We start from the raw sequence: 18,461 nt of genomic DNA, 5'->3' as shown, positions 1-18,461 counted from the left end.
AAAGTCTCTGCCCGGCAGGTCATCGCGAGCGGGGGGCTCGTGGCGCCGGGACCATGTGTAACGACCGGCGGCCCACCATCATTCCGGGGGCCCGCATCCCGCGCCGGCCACATCATCGGGCCAGGCCAGCGGGGTTCCTGCTGCGGTCGTACGGAGGATGTAACGACGCCGGCCCCGCCACCATTCCGCCGCCGGGGTGCCGCCGGTCACGGACACCGCGCACGGCCACCCCCGATACCGGACATCGCCCGCGAGCGGATCCGGACATCCTGCACCTGACCGGACGTCCCGCCCCGCGACGACGAGGCCGCACGCGACGCCCACCCGTCCCGAACGCGCCCGGTAAGGGACAGGCGGCAGCGGCTACCGCTCGTGCTGCCCGTGACCGCCCAGGCCCGTGGCTGGGTTCTGCGAACCGCCCGTCGTCGGGGATACCGGGGCAAGCTCGGCCACGTCGGTGCCCACCGCCGCGTCCGGCGATCGGTCGTCGGGCGGCTGCGGCGGCGAGATCCAGGTGACCAGCACCACCGAGATGATCATGAGGAGGAACCACGACGCGAGCTTCGTCGCCGAGACCGGGTGCCAACCGCCCACCTGGCTGGGATACAGCCAGGCATGCGACCAGGTGGCGATGTTCTCCGCGAGCCAGATGAAGACGGCGACGAGGAAGAAGGCCAGCAGGAGCGGCATGCGCCACCGGAGCCGGAAGATGCGGAACTGCATGGCACAGCGCCCGAACACCAGAGCGACGACGGCGATGAGCAGCCATCGCACGTCCTGGACGTAGTGGTTGGTGAAGAAGTTGGCATAGATCGCGGCGGCCACGACAGCCGTCACCCAGCGCCTCGGGTAGCGCACGAACCGCAGGTCGAACAGCCGGTTGACCCGGACCATGTAGGAGCCGACCGCGGCATACATGAAGCCGCTGAACAGCGGCACCGCTCCGAGCCGCAGGACGCCGTCGGGCGCGTAGGACCAGGAGCCGATGTGCGTCTTGAACAGCTCCATCGCCGTGCCGACGAGGTGGAACAGCACCACCACCCGCAGTTCGCGCAGGGTTTCCAGCCGTCCGGCCACCATCGCGATCTGGATGACCACCGCGGCGAGGGTCAGGAAGTCGTTGCGGGCGATCGGCGCGTCCTCCGGGTACCACAGGCGCGCCGCGAAGATGACCGCCAGCATCGCCCCACCGAACACGCACGCCCAGGCCTGTTTGAGCCCGAAGACCGCGAACTCGGTCAGCCAGCCGGCCGGTCCGCGCCGGGGCAGCCGGGCCAGGATCGCGCGGAAGCGGGCATCGATCGCGCGCTCGGCCGTGGTCAGAGTGGCCGGTCCGGAAGGGGTACGCATCGCGGCGACGCTATCGTGCCGGCGCAGCTCGACCGGCGCCGGCGGGGTGCAGCGGAGGAATCACGCCGGGCACGGTCGGCCGGAGCCACGGGGAACCCGGTGGAGAAGGCGCCCATCTCGCCACTACGGTGCGGGGATGCCGCTGCACCCCGACCCCGGAGCATCCAACGGACACCTGCTGAGCACCGACGACGGCACGCCGCTGGCCCGGCTGCGGCTGCGCGACGACGACGGTGAACGCGTGGCCGGGGAGGTGACACCGCTGCCGGGAGCGGACGTGCGGGTGCTCGTCGCCCAGGCGCGCCGGGACCTCGTAGGTGTTTCGGGACCTGCTGGACAGCATCGCCACCGCCACCTACGGAGACCTGGTCGGCCTGAAGCTCCGCGACACGGCAGCGGTGCGGCTGGCGATGATCCCCGAGGACGAGCTCCCCGTCTGGAGAGCGTACGCAGGCACGTACATGCGCGATGATGGCAAAGCCCTGCTCGACCAGGCGCTGGAGGAGATCGGCGCTGTGAACGACACGAGGCGCGGGTACGAGTCCCTGTTCTGGGGGTTGCTTGAGGACCTACGCCGGGCGCTTGAGCGTAGGGGCCAGGCAACGGCAGCCGTTCCGCTGTTCCAGGATCCGCCTACCGCCGGCGATACGCTCGATGCATGACTTGGCCGCCAGGCGGGAGTACGGCCCCGACCTGACGAAGCCACTACCCTCGACGCATGCCGGCCGTGACCCTCATAGAGTTCTACGAGAAGTTCCCCGAGACCGACCTCGAGCGCAAAGCGATCGCCCGCGAGTGGGTTCCCCGTCTCACCGAAGCGTGGTTCAGCCACGAGCTGCCGGCACCCAACATCTTCCACGTCCTGGTCCACCGTCCCGGGGAAGTCACCGCCGACAGCGCCCACGCCGTCCACGTGATTGACCAGGCGACCGCCGAGGCGCGCGAGTCCGGCACGGTCGCCGTCGCCATCTCACTGACGGACTTCATCAAGGGATTCGAGAGCATCGAAGCCTGGCGGATCAGGCGGAACCCCCGCCCATAATCTGGCGCGACGGCACCCACTGGGGCACGGCCAAGGAGATCGCCGCCGCCCTCGGCCCCGATGTCTCCGAGGCGCACGTGCGCGACTGGGCCCGCCGCTCCCGCAACGCCCCAGGCCGCCACATCGGCGACACAGGTCGCACCGCCGTGCCACCGGCGGTCACCCGCCGACGGTGGCGGGCCGGTAGCCTCCGTCGCGTGCGAGCGACGATGATCATCACGCGGAAGATGACCGCGGTCCACCTGGCAGTCCTGTTCGGCGTCCCACTCGTCGGGTGCACGGCCGACGAGGACCGGGGGGCGTACGACCTGGGCGCGGACATCTGCACCTCGCAGATCGTCGCGCTGGCGGGCGTACCCGCCGGCGACCCTCGCCGCGCCAGGGAAGAGGACGACGAGGGCCGCGCGACCCAGAGCTGCACCTTCAGCGTGCGGGTGGGCGGGAAGCTCGGCCGCGACCAGCCGATGACCGTCACCGCCACCAGGCACGGGAGCAGCAAGGAGGCCGCCGAGGACTACCGGACGTGGCGCGACGGTGGCGAATCCGACGCCTCGGGCGTGCACGACCTTGGGGGGCTCCCCGCGGCTGCCACCTCGTACCGGATGGTCGGCGACCACCAGGTGACCAGCCACGACGACAACCTGCTGGTGCGGGTCAGCTCGCCCGATCACGAGACCGGCAACCCGCCCGACCTGGTGACCCGCCTGCGGAAGGTCGCCGCGGCGGTACTGACGGCACTACGCCGACCGGACGCCCCGTCGCCGCAGGCCCCCTCGGATGCGGACCCGTCGCCGGATCCGGTGCTGACCCCCTCGTCCACCGGTGCCGGTCACGGGGCGGTGAAGGACCTCTGCGAAATCCTCGACCTGTCGGCGGTGAGCACGGCGAAGCCAGTGGAGGTGCGCCCGAGCACCCCGAAGCCCGGCCGTCTGCGCGGAATGATGTGCTCCGCGGTGTTCCCCGGAGAGGGCGGGCGCAGCTCGCAGTTGCTCGTCTCGGCCAGCTTCCCCGTCGGCGGCGACGGCCCGGCACAGGTAGCCCGGATGTACGCGCACGAACGGCACCGGATGCGGGAGGCCCGGGACGTGACAGGCCTCGGCACGGCCACCTTCATCGACACGAGGACGCCGACGATGCCGAAGGTGCTGGCCTACGACCAGAACCTTCGCGTGGAGGTGATGTGGATGGGCACCGGAGCCGAGGACCCGGACGACCTTCAGCGACGCCTGGTGGCGGTCGCCGACTCCGTCATCGCCGGACTCTGACCAAAACCTTCGGCAGACCTGAGGCTCTCAGCGCGCACATTGGCCGACGTGTCCGAACCAAAAGAGGCGCCGGCGCTGCCGGGCGGAGCATGCCCACGACGAGGTGCGCCACCGGGGAACCCGTTGGAGGAGATGCCCATCTCGCCACTACGGTGCGGGGATGCCGCTGCACCCCGACCCCGGAGCATCCACCGGACACCTGCTGAGCACCGACGACGGCACGCCGCTGGCCCGGCTGCGGCTGCGCGACGACGACGGTGAACGCGTCGCCGGGGAGGTGACACCGCTGCCGGGAGCGGACGTGCGGGTGCTCGCCGCCCAGGCGCGCCGGGACCTCGCCGGCGCGCGGCTGGAGACGCCGGACGACGACCTGGCCGCCGCGCTGGTCGCCGGGGGCCTGACGCTGCGCCGGGCCGCCACGGACATGCGGCACGACCTGACCGACGTACCGGAGCCGGTGCCGCTGCCCGCCGGTTGGTCCTGGGCACCCGCCGGGTGGGACGACGATCTGGCCGAAGGGCTGGCGGCGGCGTACGGGCCGGACCACCCGGACGGGCGGTGGCAACCGAGCGACACCGCCGAGGTGCGCGGGATGTTCGAGCGGGCCGAGCCGGTCCCACCGCTGCTGCCGGCCTCGGCGCGGGTGGTCGGTCCGGACGGGCGCAGCGCCGGTCACGTCCTCGCCGCCGGGCCGGTGCCGTGGACCGAGGACGTCTGCGCCTGGATCCTCAACCTCGGGGTGGCGCCGGCGGCGCAGCGGCGCGGACTGGGGCGCGCGCTGCTCGGCCACGCGTTGCGCGGGGCGCGTGCGGCCGGGCTGCCCCGGGTGGGGCTGTCGGTGGCCGACGGCAATCCGGCCCGCCGGATGTACGACGAGGCTGGGTTCCGCCCGGTGGCCCGGGTGCTCACGGTGCCGCTGCCGGCCGACGACGCGTCGCCGGACGTCCGGTCCTGACCGGGCGCACCGGCCTGCGCCCGTGAGCGGCGGAACACGTGCGGGCGCCCGCCGGAATCCTCCGACGGGCGCCCGTCCTCACTGTGCCGGGCCCTGCCCGGCGTGCGGGATCAGCGTGTCGACCCCATGCCGAAGCGGTTGCGCCGGCGCCACACCAGGCTGCCCAGCATCAGGACCGCCCCGGCGCCGACGAGACCGCCGCCGACCTTGAGCGGGGTGCCCATGCTGTCACCGGTCACGGGGAGGTGCTTCCCGTCGTCCTTCCCGTCGTGCCCCCCGTCGTGCTTCTTCTTCGGCAGCACCTTGAGGAAGGCGCTGAACCTGCAGCCGGCCGCGGTGAAGGTGTAATTGCCGATTTCGGTCGGCCGGAAGGACACGGTGAACTGGCCCGCCGCGTTGGTCTCCGCGGTGAGGTGCCCCGGGGCTCGGCTCACGTCGATGTCGACCGTCTGGTTGGGACCGAAGCCGGTGCCCCTGAGCACCACGGTCTCGCCGATCTTGATCGTGGTCCGGTTCACCTTCAGGCAGCCCGGCTTCGGCACGTAGTCGTCGGGCGGTGGCTGGGGCGCGCCAAGGGCCGGCTGCGGCTGCGCCGCCCCCGCCGCCGTCGGCGCCAGCACGACGGCCAGGCCGGCCGTGAGCGCCATGATGATGCGGGATAGCCGCATGGTGGTCTCCTCCTACTGGTTGCAGCTTGGTGCGGAAACAACTTGGGTGGTCCATGGGGTGGCTGTGGGGGTGAGCCAGAGCTCGGGCGTACCGGCGGTGTTCCTGCCGGTCAGCAGGTCGACGTCGAGCGTCCGGGTGGCCCCGGGCGGGACCTCGACGTTCGCCACGCCCACCTGCCGGCGCCGCTCGGTGCCGCTGCCCAGGGCAGCGTCCGCCCCGTCGATCCGGGCGCCCACCACGGCACCGCCGGCGGGGCTGAAGACGTACACCAACGTGCGGATGGTGTACGGGTCGCCGGCCTTCCCAGCACCGAGCACCGACCTGTTCAGGCCGGACGTCGGCGCCGAGGAACGCAGGCTGAACCGCAGGCGCAGCTGACGGCGGCCCTCGCCCTGGCACTCACCGACGGTCAGTTGCGCCGTCGGCTTCAGGTAGTAGCCGAGCTTCGCGCCGCTGCCGTCGTTGAGGAACACCCCCACGCTGGGCACCGTCTCGTGCTCGGGCAGGATCCCGCTCACCCGGCTTTCGCCGAAGATGCGCTGTTCTCCTGACCGGGCACTCCAGAACAATATCCTTCTTTCCGCTATAGAGCGGTCAAAAGCGGACAAAACAGCCTTTGGGTTGACTTTCGCGGCAAGAAACGCGTCGAAGACGGCGGCGGCGGCCGCCGCGTAGTAGGCGTCCTGCTCCTTCAGGCCCATGCTCTGGTAGGTCTCGGAGAGCAACGTGCGGACGACCGTGTCGGCGGCGAGCTTCGGCCCGCCCGGCACCGCGACCGGGCCGGTCGCGGCCAGCAGGTACGACAGCGCCACCGGATCGACCGCCAACACACCGTCCACGGTGGTGCCGGTACGTAGCCGGACCATTTCCCGGTAGAGCTTCGCCGCGGTCGGGAAGTGCGGGGTCAGGTTGACGTCCGCCGGATAGATCGCGGGCAGGTCGGTGTAGAGCCGGCGCATCTCGTCCGGGAGCGTGGCGACCGGCGGATCGAACCGCCTCAGGTCCACCCCCGCGCTGCCCTGGGTGACGATCTCCACCCGACCGCCGTCGGCACGGATCACCGCGTACGCTCCCCACATGCCGCCGGTGGCGCGCAGCTCCGCCGGGTTCTGCGAGACGAGCAGGTAGGTGCGGGGCCCGTCGGCCCCGAGCAGCGCCGGGAGCACCTTCGCCCCCTGGTCGGCCGCTCCGGTCAGGCCGGCCAGCCGGTCGATCTCCGCCCGCAGGTCGGTCAGCGCCGTGCGTACCTGTCCGACCAGGTCGGTGGTCGGCACCGCGTCGAGGCGGGTACGGGTCTCCCGCACGGCGGCGTTCACGTCGGCCAACTCGGTCGAGACGGCCCGCAGCCGCGCCACGTCCAGCCGCCCCTGCTTCGGCACCAGGGTGGCGAGGTCGGCACGCACCAGCGTGGGGAACGCGCGTCGGGCGAGGTCGTCGATAGCGACCGCGATCTGGCGTACCGCTCCCAGGTCGTCACCCGCGTACGGGGAGCGCTGCCCCAGCCACCAGCCCGGGTCGCCGGTGGCGTCCCGGGCGGCCCCGGCCTGCTCCTGGAGCGCGGCGAGGGTGCGCTGGGCCCGCGCGGCGTCCCCGCCGACGATCTGGGCGCTCAACTCCCGGGCGAGACCGGCGGCGTTGAGCAGGTGGGCCCGCGCCTGCCAGCCCCGGAAGGCGACCCATCCGGAGCCGGCCAGGAGCAGGGACCCGACCACGAGTCCGACGAGCAGCGCCCGCCGGATGCGTGCCCTGGTTCGTCGCCGCAGGCGCCTGCGGCCGCGACGCGACACACCGCTCTCGGTCACACGAGTCTCCACTCCGAAACGGACACTAATGACGATTCGTCCATTTTCTAGCATGAATAACGACGCGGGCCTGCGGGTTTCGCCGCTTTACTGCCGTAGAAGTGTTATGCGAGGATCGTTCGAGTGCTCAGCGGCTGCGGCGGCCCAGGGCCACCTGGTTGAGCAGGTCCTCGACCCGGTCCACACCCGCCCGCAGCGACATTTCCCGCAGGTACGCCTCGCGCCCCCGCCGCCCCATTTCCGAGCGCGCGGCGGCCGGGATGGTCGAGGCGAGCCAGAACCGGTCGGCCAGCGTGGCCCAGTCCTCGGGCGGGCAGGACAACCCGGCCCGGGCCCGCTCCACCAGCTCCGCGGTGTCCCCGCCGGCCGAGGCGATCACCGGCGCGGCGCAGGCCAAGGCGGCCTGCAACTTGCCGGGCACCGTGCCGCGCAGCTCGGGCAGGTCGCGGAGCATGACCAGCTGGTAGTCGGCGGCCGCGTACAGCTCGGGCATGTCCACCGGCGACCGGCGCTCCACGAAGCGGACGTTGTCCGCCCGAAGTTCGGCGGCGAGCCCCCGCACCCGCCGCTCCTCCGCGCCCGAGCCCACCAGCACCAGGTCCGTCCGGCCGTCCAGCGCCGCCGCCGCGCGCACCGCCGTCTCCAGCCCCTGCCGTACCCCGATCGTGCCAGCGTGCATCACCACGCACCGGCCGTCACGTCGGACGAATCCCTGCGCGGCGCGGCTGGGCCGGACCGGCTGGAAGATCCGCTCGTCGGTCCAGTTGAGCACCACCCGCACCCGGTCGGGGTCGACGCCGTCGGCGAGCACCAGGTCCCGCATGGACGGCGCGGTGACCGCCAGGGCGTCCGCCTCGCGCAGCACCCGGCGCATCGTGGTCGCGAGCCGTCCCGGCCCGCGTTGCCGCTGTGCGCCGTCCCCGGCCACCTCCTCCTCCGGCCAGAGGTCCTGCACGTGCAGCACGGTCGGCACCCGGCCGAGCATCCGCAGCAACGCGGCGGTGGCGAACGTCGTCGCGGGCAGCTGGAAGACGTAGAGCACGTCCACGTCGGCCAGGTAGCGGCGCCCGACCATCGCCACGCTGCCGGCGAAGGAGAGGTGACTGGCCATCCGGGCGCCGGTGGAGCCGTCCCCGCCGGCGTAGCGGGGCACCCGTCGTACGGTCAGTCGCTCGCTGCGGGTCAGGTGCCGCCAGCGCTGCCGCCAGCCCGGATAGACGTGCCCGCCGGGATAGTCCGGGAAGCCGGTCAGCACCCGCACCTCGTGCCCCCGGGCCGCCAGCTCCTCGGCGAGGCTGCCCGGGATGAAGGCCGGTTCGGGCGGGAAGTGGTACGACAGGATGCCCACCCTCATCAGCGGGTCCCCCTCGGCGGTGAACTCGGCAGGGCGGCCGACCCGCTGCCGGAGCGGGTCGACACGCCGCGGCGCGCCGTGCTGCGGGCCGCCGCCCGCGCCCGGGGACGGCGGCAACCCGCCGCCCCCGGCGCGGACGATCCCGGTGCTCCCAGCCGCGGCCGGCCGGCCGTACGACCAGCGGTGGCGCTCATCGGCGCAGCCGGGTGAGTTCCTGCGTGCGATCGGTGACCCCGTCGACCCCGTTCGACTCGCCGTGGCGGGCCGCCGGTGCCCGGTCCGCGGGAACCTTGGTCTTGCCGGTGGTGGCGAGCCGGTACGCCTCGTACTGATAGGCGTCGGCCTTGGCCACCTTGGTCATGTTCAGCACGCAACCGAGCAGGCGCACCGAGACCGAGTGCAGCGAGCGGGCCGCCGCGGCGACCTGGGTCCGCGAGGTCCGCCCCTGCTGGGTGACCAGCAGCGCACCGTCGGCCTGCACGGCCACGACCACGCCGTCGGTGACGGCCAGCAGCGGCGCCGTGTCGATGACCACGATGTCCGCCGACTCGCGCAGCGCGAGCAGCAGGTCCGCCATCGCCTTGGAGCCGAGCAGTTCGCTCGGGTTCGGCGGCGCTGATCCGCTCGGGAGCACCAGCAGTGACTTGTCGCCCCAGCGCTGCACCACGTCACCGACCTGCACGTCGCCGACCAGCACGTCGGTCAGGCCGACACCGCCGTCGAGGCCCAGGTAGTCGGCGACCTTCGGCCGGCGCAGGTCGGCGTCGACCAGCAGCACCCGCCAGCCCGCCTCGGCCAGCGCGATGGCCAGGTTGCAGGAGAGGGTCGTCTTGCCCTCGCCCTGCAGCGCGCTGGTGACCGCGATGACCCGGGCGGGCTCGTGCACGTCCACGAACCGCAGGTTGGTCCGCAGCTTGCGGACCGCCTCGGCCCGGGCGGAGGTCGCCGCGTCGCCGACGATCAACGGCGCCGCCTTCGCGCCGGCCTCGAACGGGATCTCCCCCAGCAGCGGGCTGCCGGTGACCCGTTGCAGCCCGGCGGCGTCGCGCATCCGGACGTCGAGCAGCCCGCGCAGCACGGCCAGCGCGGCGCCGAGCAGCAGACCGACCAGGCCGCCGACGATCAGGTTGCGGGTGGGCTGCGGCGAGACCGGGCTCGAACTCACCCGGGGACCACTGACCACCTCGATCTTGATGGGAGCGGCCCGCCCCTCGGCCGGCGTCTCGACCTGCTGCACCAGCTCCACGAACTTCGCCGCGAGCGTCTCGGTCACCCTCATCGCCCGGGTCTGATCCGTGTCGGTGACGGTGGCGCGCAACAGCACGGTGCCGGTCTCGGTGGAGGTGCTGAGGCGGCGCTGCACGTCGTCGGCGGTGAGGCCGACCTGCGTCTCGGCCACCACGCTCTGCGCCAGGCGGTCGCTGCGCAGCAGGTCCGCGTAGGACTTCACCCGTTGCTGGAGGAAGAGCCCGCCCTGGTAGGCGTCGGTGACGCCCTGGCTCGGCGTGGTCACGAAGAAGGTCACGGAGGCCACGTACCGGGGTGGCGTGCGAACGGTGATGAGAGCGGCCGAACCGACCGCAACCATCAGCGTGACCAGGACGATCCACCAGTGTCGGCGGATAAGGCGCAGGCAGGTGCGTACGTCCATCACGCTCTCCGTTCCGCCGGGACAACTAGCCGGTGAAACTGCACGAAATCCCCCAATACTTCCCAAACGGCATGACAGGATCTATTCGCCGCAAGCTTGTCGAGAACGACCAAACGAATGTAAGCCATCGAACATCCCTAGAGACCTGAATCCTCGCAATCAGGCAACAAACGCAGAGGACACCAATGGACGATGCAGCCTCTCCGGCCGGCACGAACATCCCGCGACGTGACTGGGTCACCCGCCGTGCGAAGACCCTGTCTCTGCTAACGCTCGACACCGGCGCATGGTGCGCCGGATTTCTGGTCGCCGCCTGGGCCAGGTACGAATTCGGCCTCACGCCCGGACAGTGCGCCCTCGCGCTGGGCACCGCCGGGGTGTGTACGGTCGTCCACGCCGCCATCGAGCAGGTGCGCTCCACCGCCCGTGGCCGCCACCCGATCGGCAGCATCGGCGAGGCCCGTGACCTGGCCCTGACCACCCTCCTCGCCGCCGCCGTGATGCTGGCCGCCCTGGCGACGCTCACCGAACGGCCAGTGCCGGCCAGCGTCCCGGTGACCGGCGGGGCGGTGGCCCTGCTGGTGATGGCCGGTGGGCGGGCCGGCTACCGGTGGCGGCGCGACCGCGACGACCGCCCGGTCCGGGGCGCGGAGCGGGCCCTGATCTACGGCGTCGACGCCGCGAGCGAACGCCTCGTACGGGTGCTGGTCGGCGACCCGGGCGGCAGCTACCTGCCGGTCGGCCTGCTCGACGACGACCGCGAACGGCAGGGGCTGCGCCTGGAGGGACTCCGGGTGCTGGGCGGCCGCGAGCAGATCGAGCAGGCGGTACGCCGCACCGGCGCCACCACGGTCATCTTCTCCATCGACGGCTCGGACGCCGAACTGATGCGCGACGTACGCCGCCGGACCTTGCAGGCCGGCGCCGCCTTCAAGGTGCTCCCCCCGGTCCGGGAACTGCTCGACCGGCCGGTGCGGGCCACCGACGTACGGGACCTGCAACTCACCGACCTGCTGGGGCGGGCGCAGCGGGTGGCCGAGTTGATGATCGAGCGCAACGGCCTGGCCGGCCGGCGGGTGCTGGTCACCGGGGCGGGCGGTTCGATCGGCTCGGAGCTGTGCCGGCAGATCGCCCGCTGCGAGCCGGGCGAGCTGATGATGCTGGACCGAGACGAGTCGGCCCTGCACGCCCTGCAGATGTCGCTGCACGGCCGGGCGCTGCTGGACGGGCCGGAGCTCATCCTCGCCGACATCCGCGACGCCGACGGCATCGCCCGGATCGTCGCCGACCGGCAGCCGGACATCGTCTTCCACGCCGCCGCCCTCAAGCACCTGACGCTGCTGCAACGGCACCCGGGGGAAGCGGTCAAGACCAACGTCTGCGGCACCCTTAACGTGCTGGAGGCGTGCCGGGACGTGAGCGAGTTCGTCAACATCTCCACCGACAAGGCGGCCAACCCGGTCAGCGTGCTCGGCTACTCGAAGCGGATCACCGAACGGCTGACCGCCCACTACGCCGAGCAGGTCGGCAGGGCGTTCCTCAGCGTGCGCTTCGGCAACGTGCTCAGCAGCCGCGGTTCCGTGCTGACCGCGTTCCAGGCGCAGGTCGAGGCGGGGTTGCCGATCACGGTCACCCATCCCGAGGTGACCCGCTACTTCATGACCGTGCAGGAGGCGGTGCACCTGGTCCTCCAGGCGGCGACCATCGGGCGCGGCGGGGAGGCGCTGGTGCTCGACATGGGCGAGCCGGTGCGCATCGCCGACGTGGCGCGCCGGCTCGCCGCCGAGGCGGACCGCCCGACGGAGATCCTCTTCACCGGGCTGCGTCCCGGCGAGAAGCTGCACGAGGACCTGTTCGGCGTCGACGAGGTCGACAGCCGGCCGCTGCACCCGCTCATCTCGCACGTGCGGGTGCCCTCGCTGAGCCCGGAGGACGTCCGCGGGCTCGACCCGTACGCCGACGCGGACGAGCTGATCAAGTGGATGGCGGCGTACTGCGAGGACCTGCCGGTGCGGTCCTCGATGCTGCCCTCACCCCGCTGACGAGGACGCCGCGGCGGCGGAGCCCGGTGGGGCCCGCCGCCGCGGCGTCGTCAGGAACGTACGGCGAGGTCAGCGCCGCTCGCGGGCCCGCTCCCCGTCTTCGCCCTCGGTCTCCTCCAGCGCGTCGGCGAACGGCTCGGTCAGGTCGTCGCCCGGCACGGCGACCGCCTCGGCGCGGTCCTGCTCGTCGATCCGGCCACCCGGCGGCGGCTCGGGAGCGGTGGCACCACCGGCGAAGCCGTACTCGTTGGGCTCGTCATGCCTGCTCATGGGGTTATCCTCCCGCTATGTTCGCTTTGCGTCCTGCCGCTCACGGTAGGCCGTGATCGCCTTACCCGCAGCGCGGCGCCGATAGTCGGTGCCCTGGCGGGCGGTCCGGCGGCGATCCCGGCCCAGAGGAGCTGGCGCAGCAGGATGATCGCCGCGGCGGTCGCCAGCGCGGTCCAGCCGCTGCCCACGGCGAGCCGGAGCAGGCCGGCGGCGACGAGCAGGTCCAGCAGCACCCGCAGCGCGGTACGCCAGGAACGGACGGTGAGCAGGACGACCGCACCGCTGCCCAGCGCGAGGGCGGTCGCCACGTCGGCGAGCCCCTCCCTCATGTGCGGCTCCCCTGCTCCGTCCCGGCCTCGCCGACCTGCCGCTGCTCCTGGGCGATCTCGCGGCGCAGGAAGAAGTTCAGCGCGGTCCGGATGGTGGCGATGGCCGCCAGCTGCCCGATCTGGTCGAACGTCGGTGACACGGCGGTGCGCAGGATGTCCGCGGCGAGCTGGAACTCGAGTCCGAGGGTGAGGAACCGGCCGAGGGAGAGCCGGATCGGGTTGAAGACGGCGGCGCTGCGGTATCGCAGTCCCTCGACCACGATCCGCAGCGCCGCCCAGAGCGCACCGACGAAGATCACGGCCGCCCCGGCGATCTCCACCAAGGTGACCGCGATGCGGTCGCCCTCGCGCAGGAGCTCGTCCAGGTCCACCCGGGGGCGTTACCCGCCCCCGCCCGCGCTAGTCGGCGCCGGGTCAGAGCTGGTCGACCGCCTCCAGGATCAGCCAGAGACCGCAGATGGCGAAGAGCACGGCGGCGCCGTACCGGATGGCCTTCTCCGGCAGGTGCCGGCCCAGCATCCGGCCCACCAGGATGGCCAGCGCGTCGGCGGCCACCATGCCCAGCGTCGAGCCGAGCCAGGTGCCGAACCAGCCGTACTTGGTGGCCAGCGTGATGGTGGCGAGCATCGTCTTGTCGCCCAGCTCGGCCAGGAAGAACGCGACACCGACCGCGATGACCGCCGACTTGCCGGTCTTCTCCGCCTTGCGCTTCTCCTCCTCGGTGAGCTTGTCCCCGCGCAGCGTCCAGACGCCGAAGCCGAGGAACGCCAGGCCGGCGATCAGCGAGATCCAGCCGGTGGGCAGGGCCGCGTTGAGCCCGTAGCCGATGGCCACCGAGGCCAGGTGGACGATCGCCGTGGCGATGGTGATGCCGATCAGCACCGGCACCGGCTTGAAGCGGGTGGCGAAGGTCAACGCCATCAGTTGGGACTTGTCCCCCAGCTCGGCGACGAAGATGACGCCGAAACTGATCACCAATGCGGCAAGAAAACCGTCCATGAGAACCTTCCCGATCATGCCGGGAGGAGGTACGGGGGCGCCCTCGACCCGGCTTCTACAGCCTGGGTCGAAGGTCTCGCCCGCCCCACCGGGGTGGGGCCGCGTGGCCGGATGCGGAACGCACCAGTGTGTCGACCACGACATTGGGGGCTACTCCCCTTCGCGCCCCCACCCTAACCGATCACGTCGGCCGCCGGCCCGGACGGGTGCCGCAGGTCACCGCCCGCCGGGCCGCCGAGGTCGCCCGGCGGGCCGGCGCGGCGGCCGCCGGTCAGTCGGCCCGGGCCAGACTCACCCCGAACAGGCCGTCCGGGTCGGTCCAGAACTCGCGTACGGTGAAGCCGGCCGCCGCCAGCTCCCGGGCGATCCCCTCCGGCCGGAACTTCGCCGACACCTCCGTGCGCAGCTCCTCGCCCGCGGCGAAGTCCACCGTCAGGTCCAGCACCCGGACCCGCATCGCCCGCTCGGCCCGCAGCCGCATCTCGATCCACTCCCGGTCGGGGTCCCAGCGCGCCACGTGGGTGAACGCCGCCGGGTCGAAGTCCGCGCCCAGCTCCCGGTTGACCACCCGCAGCACGTTGCGGTTGAACTCGGCGGTGACCCCGGCCGCGTCGTCGTACGCCGGCACGATCACCGCCGGGTCCTTGACCAGGTCGGTGCCGATCAGCAGCCAGTCGCCCGCCTCCAACGTCGCGCGCATCGCGGACAGGAACGCGGCCCGTTCGGGCGGCAGCAGGTTGCCGATGGTGCCGCCGAGGAAGACCACCAGCCGCCGCCCGCCCGTGGGCAGCCGGTCGAGCTGGCGGGTGAAGTCGCCGACGATGCCGCGTACCCGCAGCCCCGGGTAGTCGGTGGCGATCTGCTCGGTGGACTGGCGCAGCGCGCTGACCGACACGTCCAGCGGCACGAAGGTGCCGAGCCCGCCCCGGCGGGTGAAGGCGTCCAACAGCAGCCGGGTCTTCTCCGACGAACCGGAGCCCAGCTCGATCAGCGTCTTCGCGCCGGTCAGCTCGGCGATGTCGGCGGCCCGCTCGGCCAGCACGGCCCGCTCCGCCCGGGTCGGGTAGTACTCGGGCAGCCGGGTGATCTCCTCGAACAGCTCGCTGCCCCGGGCGTCGTAGAACCACTTCGGTGGCAGCCACTTCTCCTCGGCGGTCAGCCCGACCCGTACGTCCTCCCGCAGGCTGCGCCCCAGGTCCTGGTCTTCGAGGTAGATCTCCAACGGCTCCGCGCTCATGAGGTGTCCCTTCTCCTTCGGCGAACGTCCCTGTCTCCACCCGCGACCCTGCGGCGGCGTCACGCTCCCGCCAGGGCGCGCACGCGCACCGAGGTCGAGGTCGCCACCACCAGGTGCCGGTCCGGCAACGACCGCCAGCCCGGGTCGTCGTCGTGCGGCTCGGAGGCCAGCAGCACCGAGTCCGGCGTCGCGAGGACGGACATCGCGTGCCCCGCCACGGTGGCCACCATCGTCCGGCCGTCGGTGAGCAGCAGGTTCAGCCGCGACCCGGGCGCGGCCTCCGACACCTCCGCGACCGTCTCCGCGACCGCCTCCGCCGGGTCGGCGCCGGCCCGCAACCGGTGCCGGACCAGCGCCCAGAGCAGGGCGGAGTCGGTCGGGGCGTCGAGGGTGAGCAGGTCACGGACGGGCAGGGTGTCGGCGAGCGGCACCAGCGCGTCGGGCCAGCCCCGCACGACACCGTTGTGGCTGAACAACCACCGGCCCTCGGTGAACGGCGCGGCGGCGGTCTCCTGCACCGGCATGCCGACGGTGCCGGAGCGGACGGCGGCCAGCACCGCGCCGGCGAGGGTGACCCCGGCCAGCGCCGGCAGCGTCACGTCGCTCCAGATGGGCTGGGCCCGCCGGTAGCGCACCGGATCGCCCTCGCCGGGGTACCACCCGACGCCGAAGCCGTCGGCGTTGACGGTGCCGCCGCCGCGCATGTCCCGGGGTGCCCAGGACTGCCGGACCAGCGAATCCGGCGGGTCGTACAGCAGGGCGCGCAGGCTCAGCGGCGGCCCCAGGTAGGCCAGGTGCCGACACATCAGGCGGCGCCGCCGATCACCCGTGCGCCTCCTCGGGCCGGGCGTCGCGGGCGCAGCGGAAGCCGCTGAAGATCTGCCGCCGGATGGGGTAGTCCCAGTTGCGGAACGTGCCCCGGCAGGCCGCCCGGTCGGTGCCGAACGAGCCGCCCCGCAGCACCCGGTAGTCGTCGCCGAAGAACACCTCGGAGTACTCCCGGTAGGGGAAGGCCGTGAACCCGGGGTGGCCCCGGAAGGTGCTCGACGTCCATTCCCAGACTTCGCCGATCAGCTGGTGCACGCCCAGCGGCGAGGCGCCCGCCGGGTACGCGCCCACCGGCGCCGGCCACAGGTGCCGCTGCCCCAGGTTGGCGTGCTCGCCGGTCGGGTCGTCGTCGCCCCACGGGTACCGGCGGGAGCGGCCGGTGCCCGGGTCCCAGCGGGCCGCCTTCTCCCACTCCGCCTCGGTGGGCAGCCGCCGGCCCGCCCAGGCCGCGAAGGCCTCCGCCTCGTACCAGCAGACATGCACCACCGGCTCGTCGTCGCGGACCGGTGACCAGCGCCCGAACCGCCGGTACGCCCAGCCGTCGCCGTCGCGCCGCCAGTGAATCGGCGCGCTCAGTCCCGCCTCGGTGCGGTGCCGCCAGCCGGGCCCGCTCCACCAGCGCGGGTCGTCGTACCCGCCGGCGGCGATGAACTCGCGGTACCGGCCGTTGGTGACCGGCGCGGCGTCGATGACGTACGCGGGCAGCGCGACGGTGTGCGCGGGGCGCTCGTTGTCCAGCGCCCACGGGTCGGTGGAGGTGCCCATGGTGAACGGGCCCGCCGGCACCAGCACCTCGTCGGCGACCCGTACCCGGGGCTCGGGCGGCGGGGGCGCGTCCAGGACCGCGGGCCCGGCGCGCAGCTGGTGGGTGGCGAGCATCGTCTCGTCGTGCTGCTGCTCGTGCTGCACGATCATCCCGAAGGCGAAGCCCTCCGCGACCAGCGGACGGTCGGTGAACCGGATGCCGTCCAGCAGGTCGAACACCTTGTCCCGGACCGTCGACACGTAGGCCCGCGCCTCGGCGGGCGGCAGCAGCGGCAGCGACGGGCGGTCCTTGCGGGGCTGCTTGAACGCGTCGTACAGGTCGTCGATGTCGTGGCGGACCGGCTCGCGCCCGCCGACGTCGCGCACCAGCCAGAGCTCCTCCTGGTTGCCCACGTGGGCGAGGTCCCAGACCAGCGGGGACATCAGCGGGGAGTGTTGGCGGGTCAGGTCGTCGTCGTCCACCGCCTCGGTGAGCAGCGCCGTACGGGCCCGGGTCCGCTCCAGCTCCGCCGCGATCCGGCTGCGCAGCACCTCCGCCTGCGTGTCCGGCTGTTCGGTGGTGGTCACCGGTGCCCCCTCTCCGCGGCGGCCCGTCGCCGCCCGATTCCTCGGCTCGTCTCGTCGTGGGTGCCCGGCGGCAGGTCGAGCCGGGGCAGCGCCTCCAGCGCCAGGTCGAGCAGGGCGGCGGCCGCCGCGGCCAGCGGCGGGTCGGCCAGGCCGTACCGGGCGGCGGCGTGCCAGCGGTCGGCCACCGGCGCGGCGATCGCGCGGGCGGACCGCGCGGTGTCGGCGCGGTCGAGCAACGCGGTCAGCACGGCGAGCGGGAGGATCCAGCCCGGACCGGGCTGGGCGTCCAGGTAGCGCACCTCCAGGTAGCCCCTCGGGCGGACCGGCGGGAACAGGGTGCTGACGTGGTATTCCAGGTCGTCGGTGGTGGGCGGGCGGGGCAGCGCCCCGTCGATCCAGTCGGCGAAGGTGATCCCCGGTGGCGGGGTCCAGTCCGGGCCGTCGTGGCGCAGGCAGAGCAGCGGCGCGGCCAGCGCGTACTCCGTCCAGGCGGCGACCGGGTCCTCGTCGGGCCGCCGCGGCGACCAGACCGGCCGGGTGCGGGCCGGGTCGATACCCAGCCAGGCGGCCATCCGCGCGGACGCCCAGCCGGTCCGTCGGCCGGCGTGCCGGTCGGCGGTGGCGAACGCGGCCACCAGCGGCGGCCCGACCATGTGCACGGTGGCCCAGCGGGCCGCCAGCTCCGCCGGTTCGCCCGCGTCCAGGCAGACCTGGAGGCCGGCGGTGCTGTACATCATGGTCCGCCCGGCGGGCCCCCGGCGGTCGAAGACGCAGCGCATCGCGCGGTAGCGGGAGGTCTCGACCACCGGCTGCGGAACCCGCCACGGATCGATGCCGCTGCGGCCGAGCACCAGCCCGGCGCGCTCCAGCAGCGCGCTCAACTCGGCGATGTCGGCCTCGGTGGCCAGGATCAGCGCGGCGACCGACGGTCGGGGCGCGGTGGACACCTCCACCTGCCCGCCGGGCTCCACGGTCACGCTGCTGCCGTGCCCGAGCGGCTGGGCGGGGCTGGTGTCGTCCAGGGTGACGGGGCTGTGCCGCCCCAGCGCCGCCCGCAGCCGCTCCCGGTCAACCGGTCGGGCGGGGTCGGCGGCGTCGTGCACGGTCCATTCCAGTTCGACGCCGGTGAAGACCGGTGGCCCGGTCTTGAAGCAGATCCGGCCGAGGTGGGCCGCGGCGGCGGCCTTTTCGCCCAGCACGGTCGTCCGCTCGAGTTTCGGGGACGTCACCACGAGATGGTCTCCTCCCGACCGGGGACCCGGCGACACTGCCGGCGCGGGCGGCATCGACCGTCACCGGCCGGCCGCCGCGTCTCACCATCTTCTGTCTAGCAGAC

18 protein-coding genes are annotated in these 18,461 nt (G+C 73.0%); 5 read left to right on the top strand and 13 right to left on the bottom strand.

Translation table 11 applies throughout. The annotated features are described in order from the left end of the window. Positions 1 to 363 precede the first annotated feature (363 nt). Positions 364 to 1,350, bottom strand: coding sequence for a DUF817 domain-containing protein (locus FHX75_RS03095; RefSeq protein WP_154936568.1), 987 nt, complete (start codon positions 1,348 to 1,350; stop codon positions 364 to 366). Between the two features lie 317 nt (positions 1,351 to 1,667). Here FHX75_RS03095 and FHX75_RS03090 point away from each other — a divergent pair, with 317 nt between their 5' ends. The 4 genes from FHX75_RS03090 to FHX75_RS03075 all read left to right on the top strand — a co-directional run bounded on the left by FHX75_RS03090 (position 1,668) and on the right by FHX75_RS03075 (position 4,612). Next, positions 1,668 to 2,012: a hypothetical protein gene (locus tag FHX75_RS03090; RefSeq protein WP_154936567.1), complete on the top strand. Its 345-nt coding sequence runs from the start codon at positions 1,668 to 1,670 to the stop codon at positions 2,010 to 2,012. 56 nt (positions 2,013 to 2,068) lie between these two features. Next, on the top strand, positions 2,069 to 2,392 hold the full coding sequence (locus tag FHX75_RS03085) for a hypothetical protein (RefSeq protein WP_154936566.1): 324 nt from the start codon (positions 2,069 to 2,071) through the stop codon (positions 2,390 to 2,392). A gap of 197 nt (positions 2,393 to 2,589) precedes the next feature. Next, positions 2,590 to 3,657 (top strand): hypothetical protein, encoded by a 1,068-nt coding sequence (locus tag FHX75_RS03080; protein ID WP_154936565.1) that lies wholly within the window; start codon positions 2,590 to 2,592, stop codon positions 3,655 to 3,657. 160 nt (positions 3,658 to 3,817) lie between these two features. Then, positions 3,818 to 4,612 (top strand): GNAT family N-acetyltransferase, encoded by a 795-nt coding sequence (locus FHX75_RS03075; protein ID WP_154936564.1) that lies wholly within the window; start codon positions 3,818 to 3,820, stop codon positions 4,610 to 4,612. 110 nt (positions 4,613 to 4,722) lie between these two features. Here the strand turns inward: FHX75_RS03075 and FHX75_RS03070 are convergent, their stop codons facing one another. The 4 genes from FHX75_RS03070 to FHX75_RS03055 all read right to left on the bottom strand — a co-directional run bounded on the left by FHX75_RS03070 (position 4,723) and on the right by FHX75_RS03055 (position 10,088). Further along, positions 4,723 to 5,280 (bottom strand): hypothetical protein, encoded by a 558-nt coding sequence (locus tag FHX75_RS03070; protein WP_154936563.1) that lies wholly within the window; start codon positions 5,278 to 5,280, stop codon positions 4,723 to 4,725. Between the two features lie 12 nt (positions 5,281 to 5,292). Then, positions 5,293 to 6,993, bottom strand: a complete 1,701-nt coding sequence (locus FHX75_RS03065; protein ID WP_246157569.1) for a DUF4012 domain-containing protein — start codon at positions 6,991 to 6,993, stop codon at positions 5,293 to 5,295. A gap of 217 nt (positions 6,994 to 7,210) precedes the next feature. Then, complete coding sequence (locus FHX75_RS03060) at positions 7,211 to 8,437, bottom strand: glycosyltransferase family 4 protein (protein ID WP_154936561.1); 1,227 nt, start codon at positions 8,435 to 8,437, stop codon at positions 7,211 to 7,213. 190 nt (positions 8,438 to 8,627) lie between these two features. Continuing rightward, positions 8,628 to 10,088, bottom strand: a complete 1,461-nt coding sequence (locus FHX75_RS03055) for a tyrosine-protein kinase domain-containing protein (RefSeq protein ID WP_154936560.1) — start codon at positions 10,086 to 10,088, stop codon at positions 8,628 to 8,630. Between the two features lie 185 nt (positions 10,089 to 10,273). On the opposite strand from FHX75_RS03055, the gene FHX75_RS03050 reads away from it, so the two are divergent. After that, positions 10,274 to 12,130 carry a polysaccharide biosynthesis protein gene (locus FHX75_RS03050; protein WP_154936559.1) on the top strand — a complete coding sequence of 619 codons (1,857 nt, stop codon included), beginning with the start codon at positions 10,274 to 10,276 and terminating at the stop codon, positions 12,128 to 12,130. Between the two features lie 69 nt (positions 12,131 to 12,199). Here FHX75_RS03050 and FHX75_RS03045 read toward each other — a convergent pair whose 3' ends face one another. From FHX75_RS03045 to egtA, 8 genes are all read right to left on the bottom strand, one after another. Further along, a complete protein-coding gene (locus tag FHX75_RS03045) occupies positions 12,200 to 12,400 on the bottom strand; it encodes a hypothetical protein (RefSeq protein ID WP_154936558.1) in 201 nt (66 codons plus the stop codon). Beyond that, positions 12,397 to 12,729, bottom strand: a complete 333-nt coding sequence (locus tag FHX75_RS31095) for a hypothetical protein (protein ID WP_211364303.1) — start codon at positions 12,727 to 12,729, stop codon at positions 12,397 to 12,399. The genes FHX75_RS03045 and FHX75_RS31095 overlap by 4 nt, the downstream gene beginning before the upstream one ends. Next, positions 12,726 to 13,100 carry a DUF1622 domain-containing protein gene (locus FHX75_RS03035; RefSeq protein WP_154936557.1) on the bottom strand — a complete coding sequence of 125 codons (375 nt, stop codon included), beginning with the start codon at positions 13,098 to 13,100 and terminating at the stop codon, positions 12,726 to 12,728. The genes FHX75_RS31095 and FHX75_RS03035 overlap by 4 nt, the downstream gene beginning before the upstream one ends. 43 nt (positions 13,101 to 13,143) lie before the next feature. Beyond that, on the bottom strand, positions 13,144 to 13,728 hold the full coding sequence (locus FHX75_RS03030; protein ID WP_154936556.1) for a TMEM165/GDT1 family protein: 585 nt from the start codon (positions 13,726 to 13,728) through the stop codon (positions 13,144 to 13,146). Positions 13,729 to 13,999: 271 nt separating this feature from the next. Further along, positions 14,000 to 14,965 (bottom strand): L-histidine N(alpha)-methyltransferase, encoded by a 966-nt coding sequence (egtD, locus tag FHX75_RS03025; protein ID WP_154936555.1) that lies wholly within the window; start codon positions 14,963 to 14,965, stop codon positions 14,000 to 14,002. Positions 14,966 to 15,024: 59 nt separating this feature from the next. Beyond that, entirely contained in the window at positions 15,025 to 15,771 is a 747-nt protein-coding gene (egtC, locus tag FHX75_RS03020) for an ergothioneine biosynthesis protein EgtC (protein WP_154936554.1), read from the bottom strand. 16 nt (positions 15,772 to 15,787) lie between these two features. Next, a complete protein-coding gene (egtB, locus tag FHX75_RS03015) occupies positions 15,788 to 17,125 on the bottom strand; it encodes an ergothioneine biosynthesis protein EgtB (protein ID WP_154936553.1) in 1,338 nt (445 codons plus the stop codon). Further along, entirely contained in the window at positions 17,122 to 18,357 is a 1,236-nt protein-coding gene (gene egtA / locus FHX75_RS03010) for an ergothioneine biosynthesis glutamate--cysteine ligase EgtA (protein ID WP_154936552.1), read from the bottom strand. The genes egtB and egtA overlap by 4 nt, the downstream gene beginning before the upstream one ends. Positions 18,358 to 18,461 lie beyond the last annotated feature (104 nt).

It is taken from the genome of Micromonospora palomenae, from assembly GCF_007829925.1.
Classification (GTDB): Bacteria; Actinomycetota; Actinomycetes; order Mycobacteriales; family Micromonosporaceae; genus Micromonospora; species Micromonospora purpureochromogenes.
The sequence above is the reverse complement of the archived record's forward strand: the minus strand, read 5'-3'. Positions and strand labels throughout refer to the sequence as shown.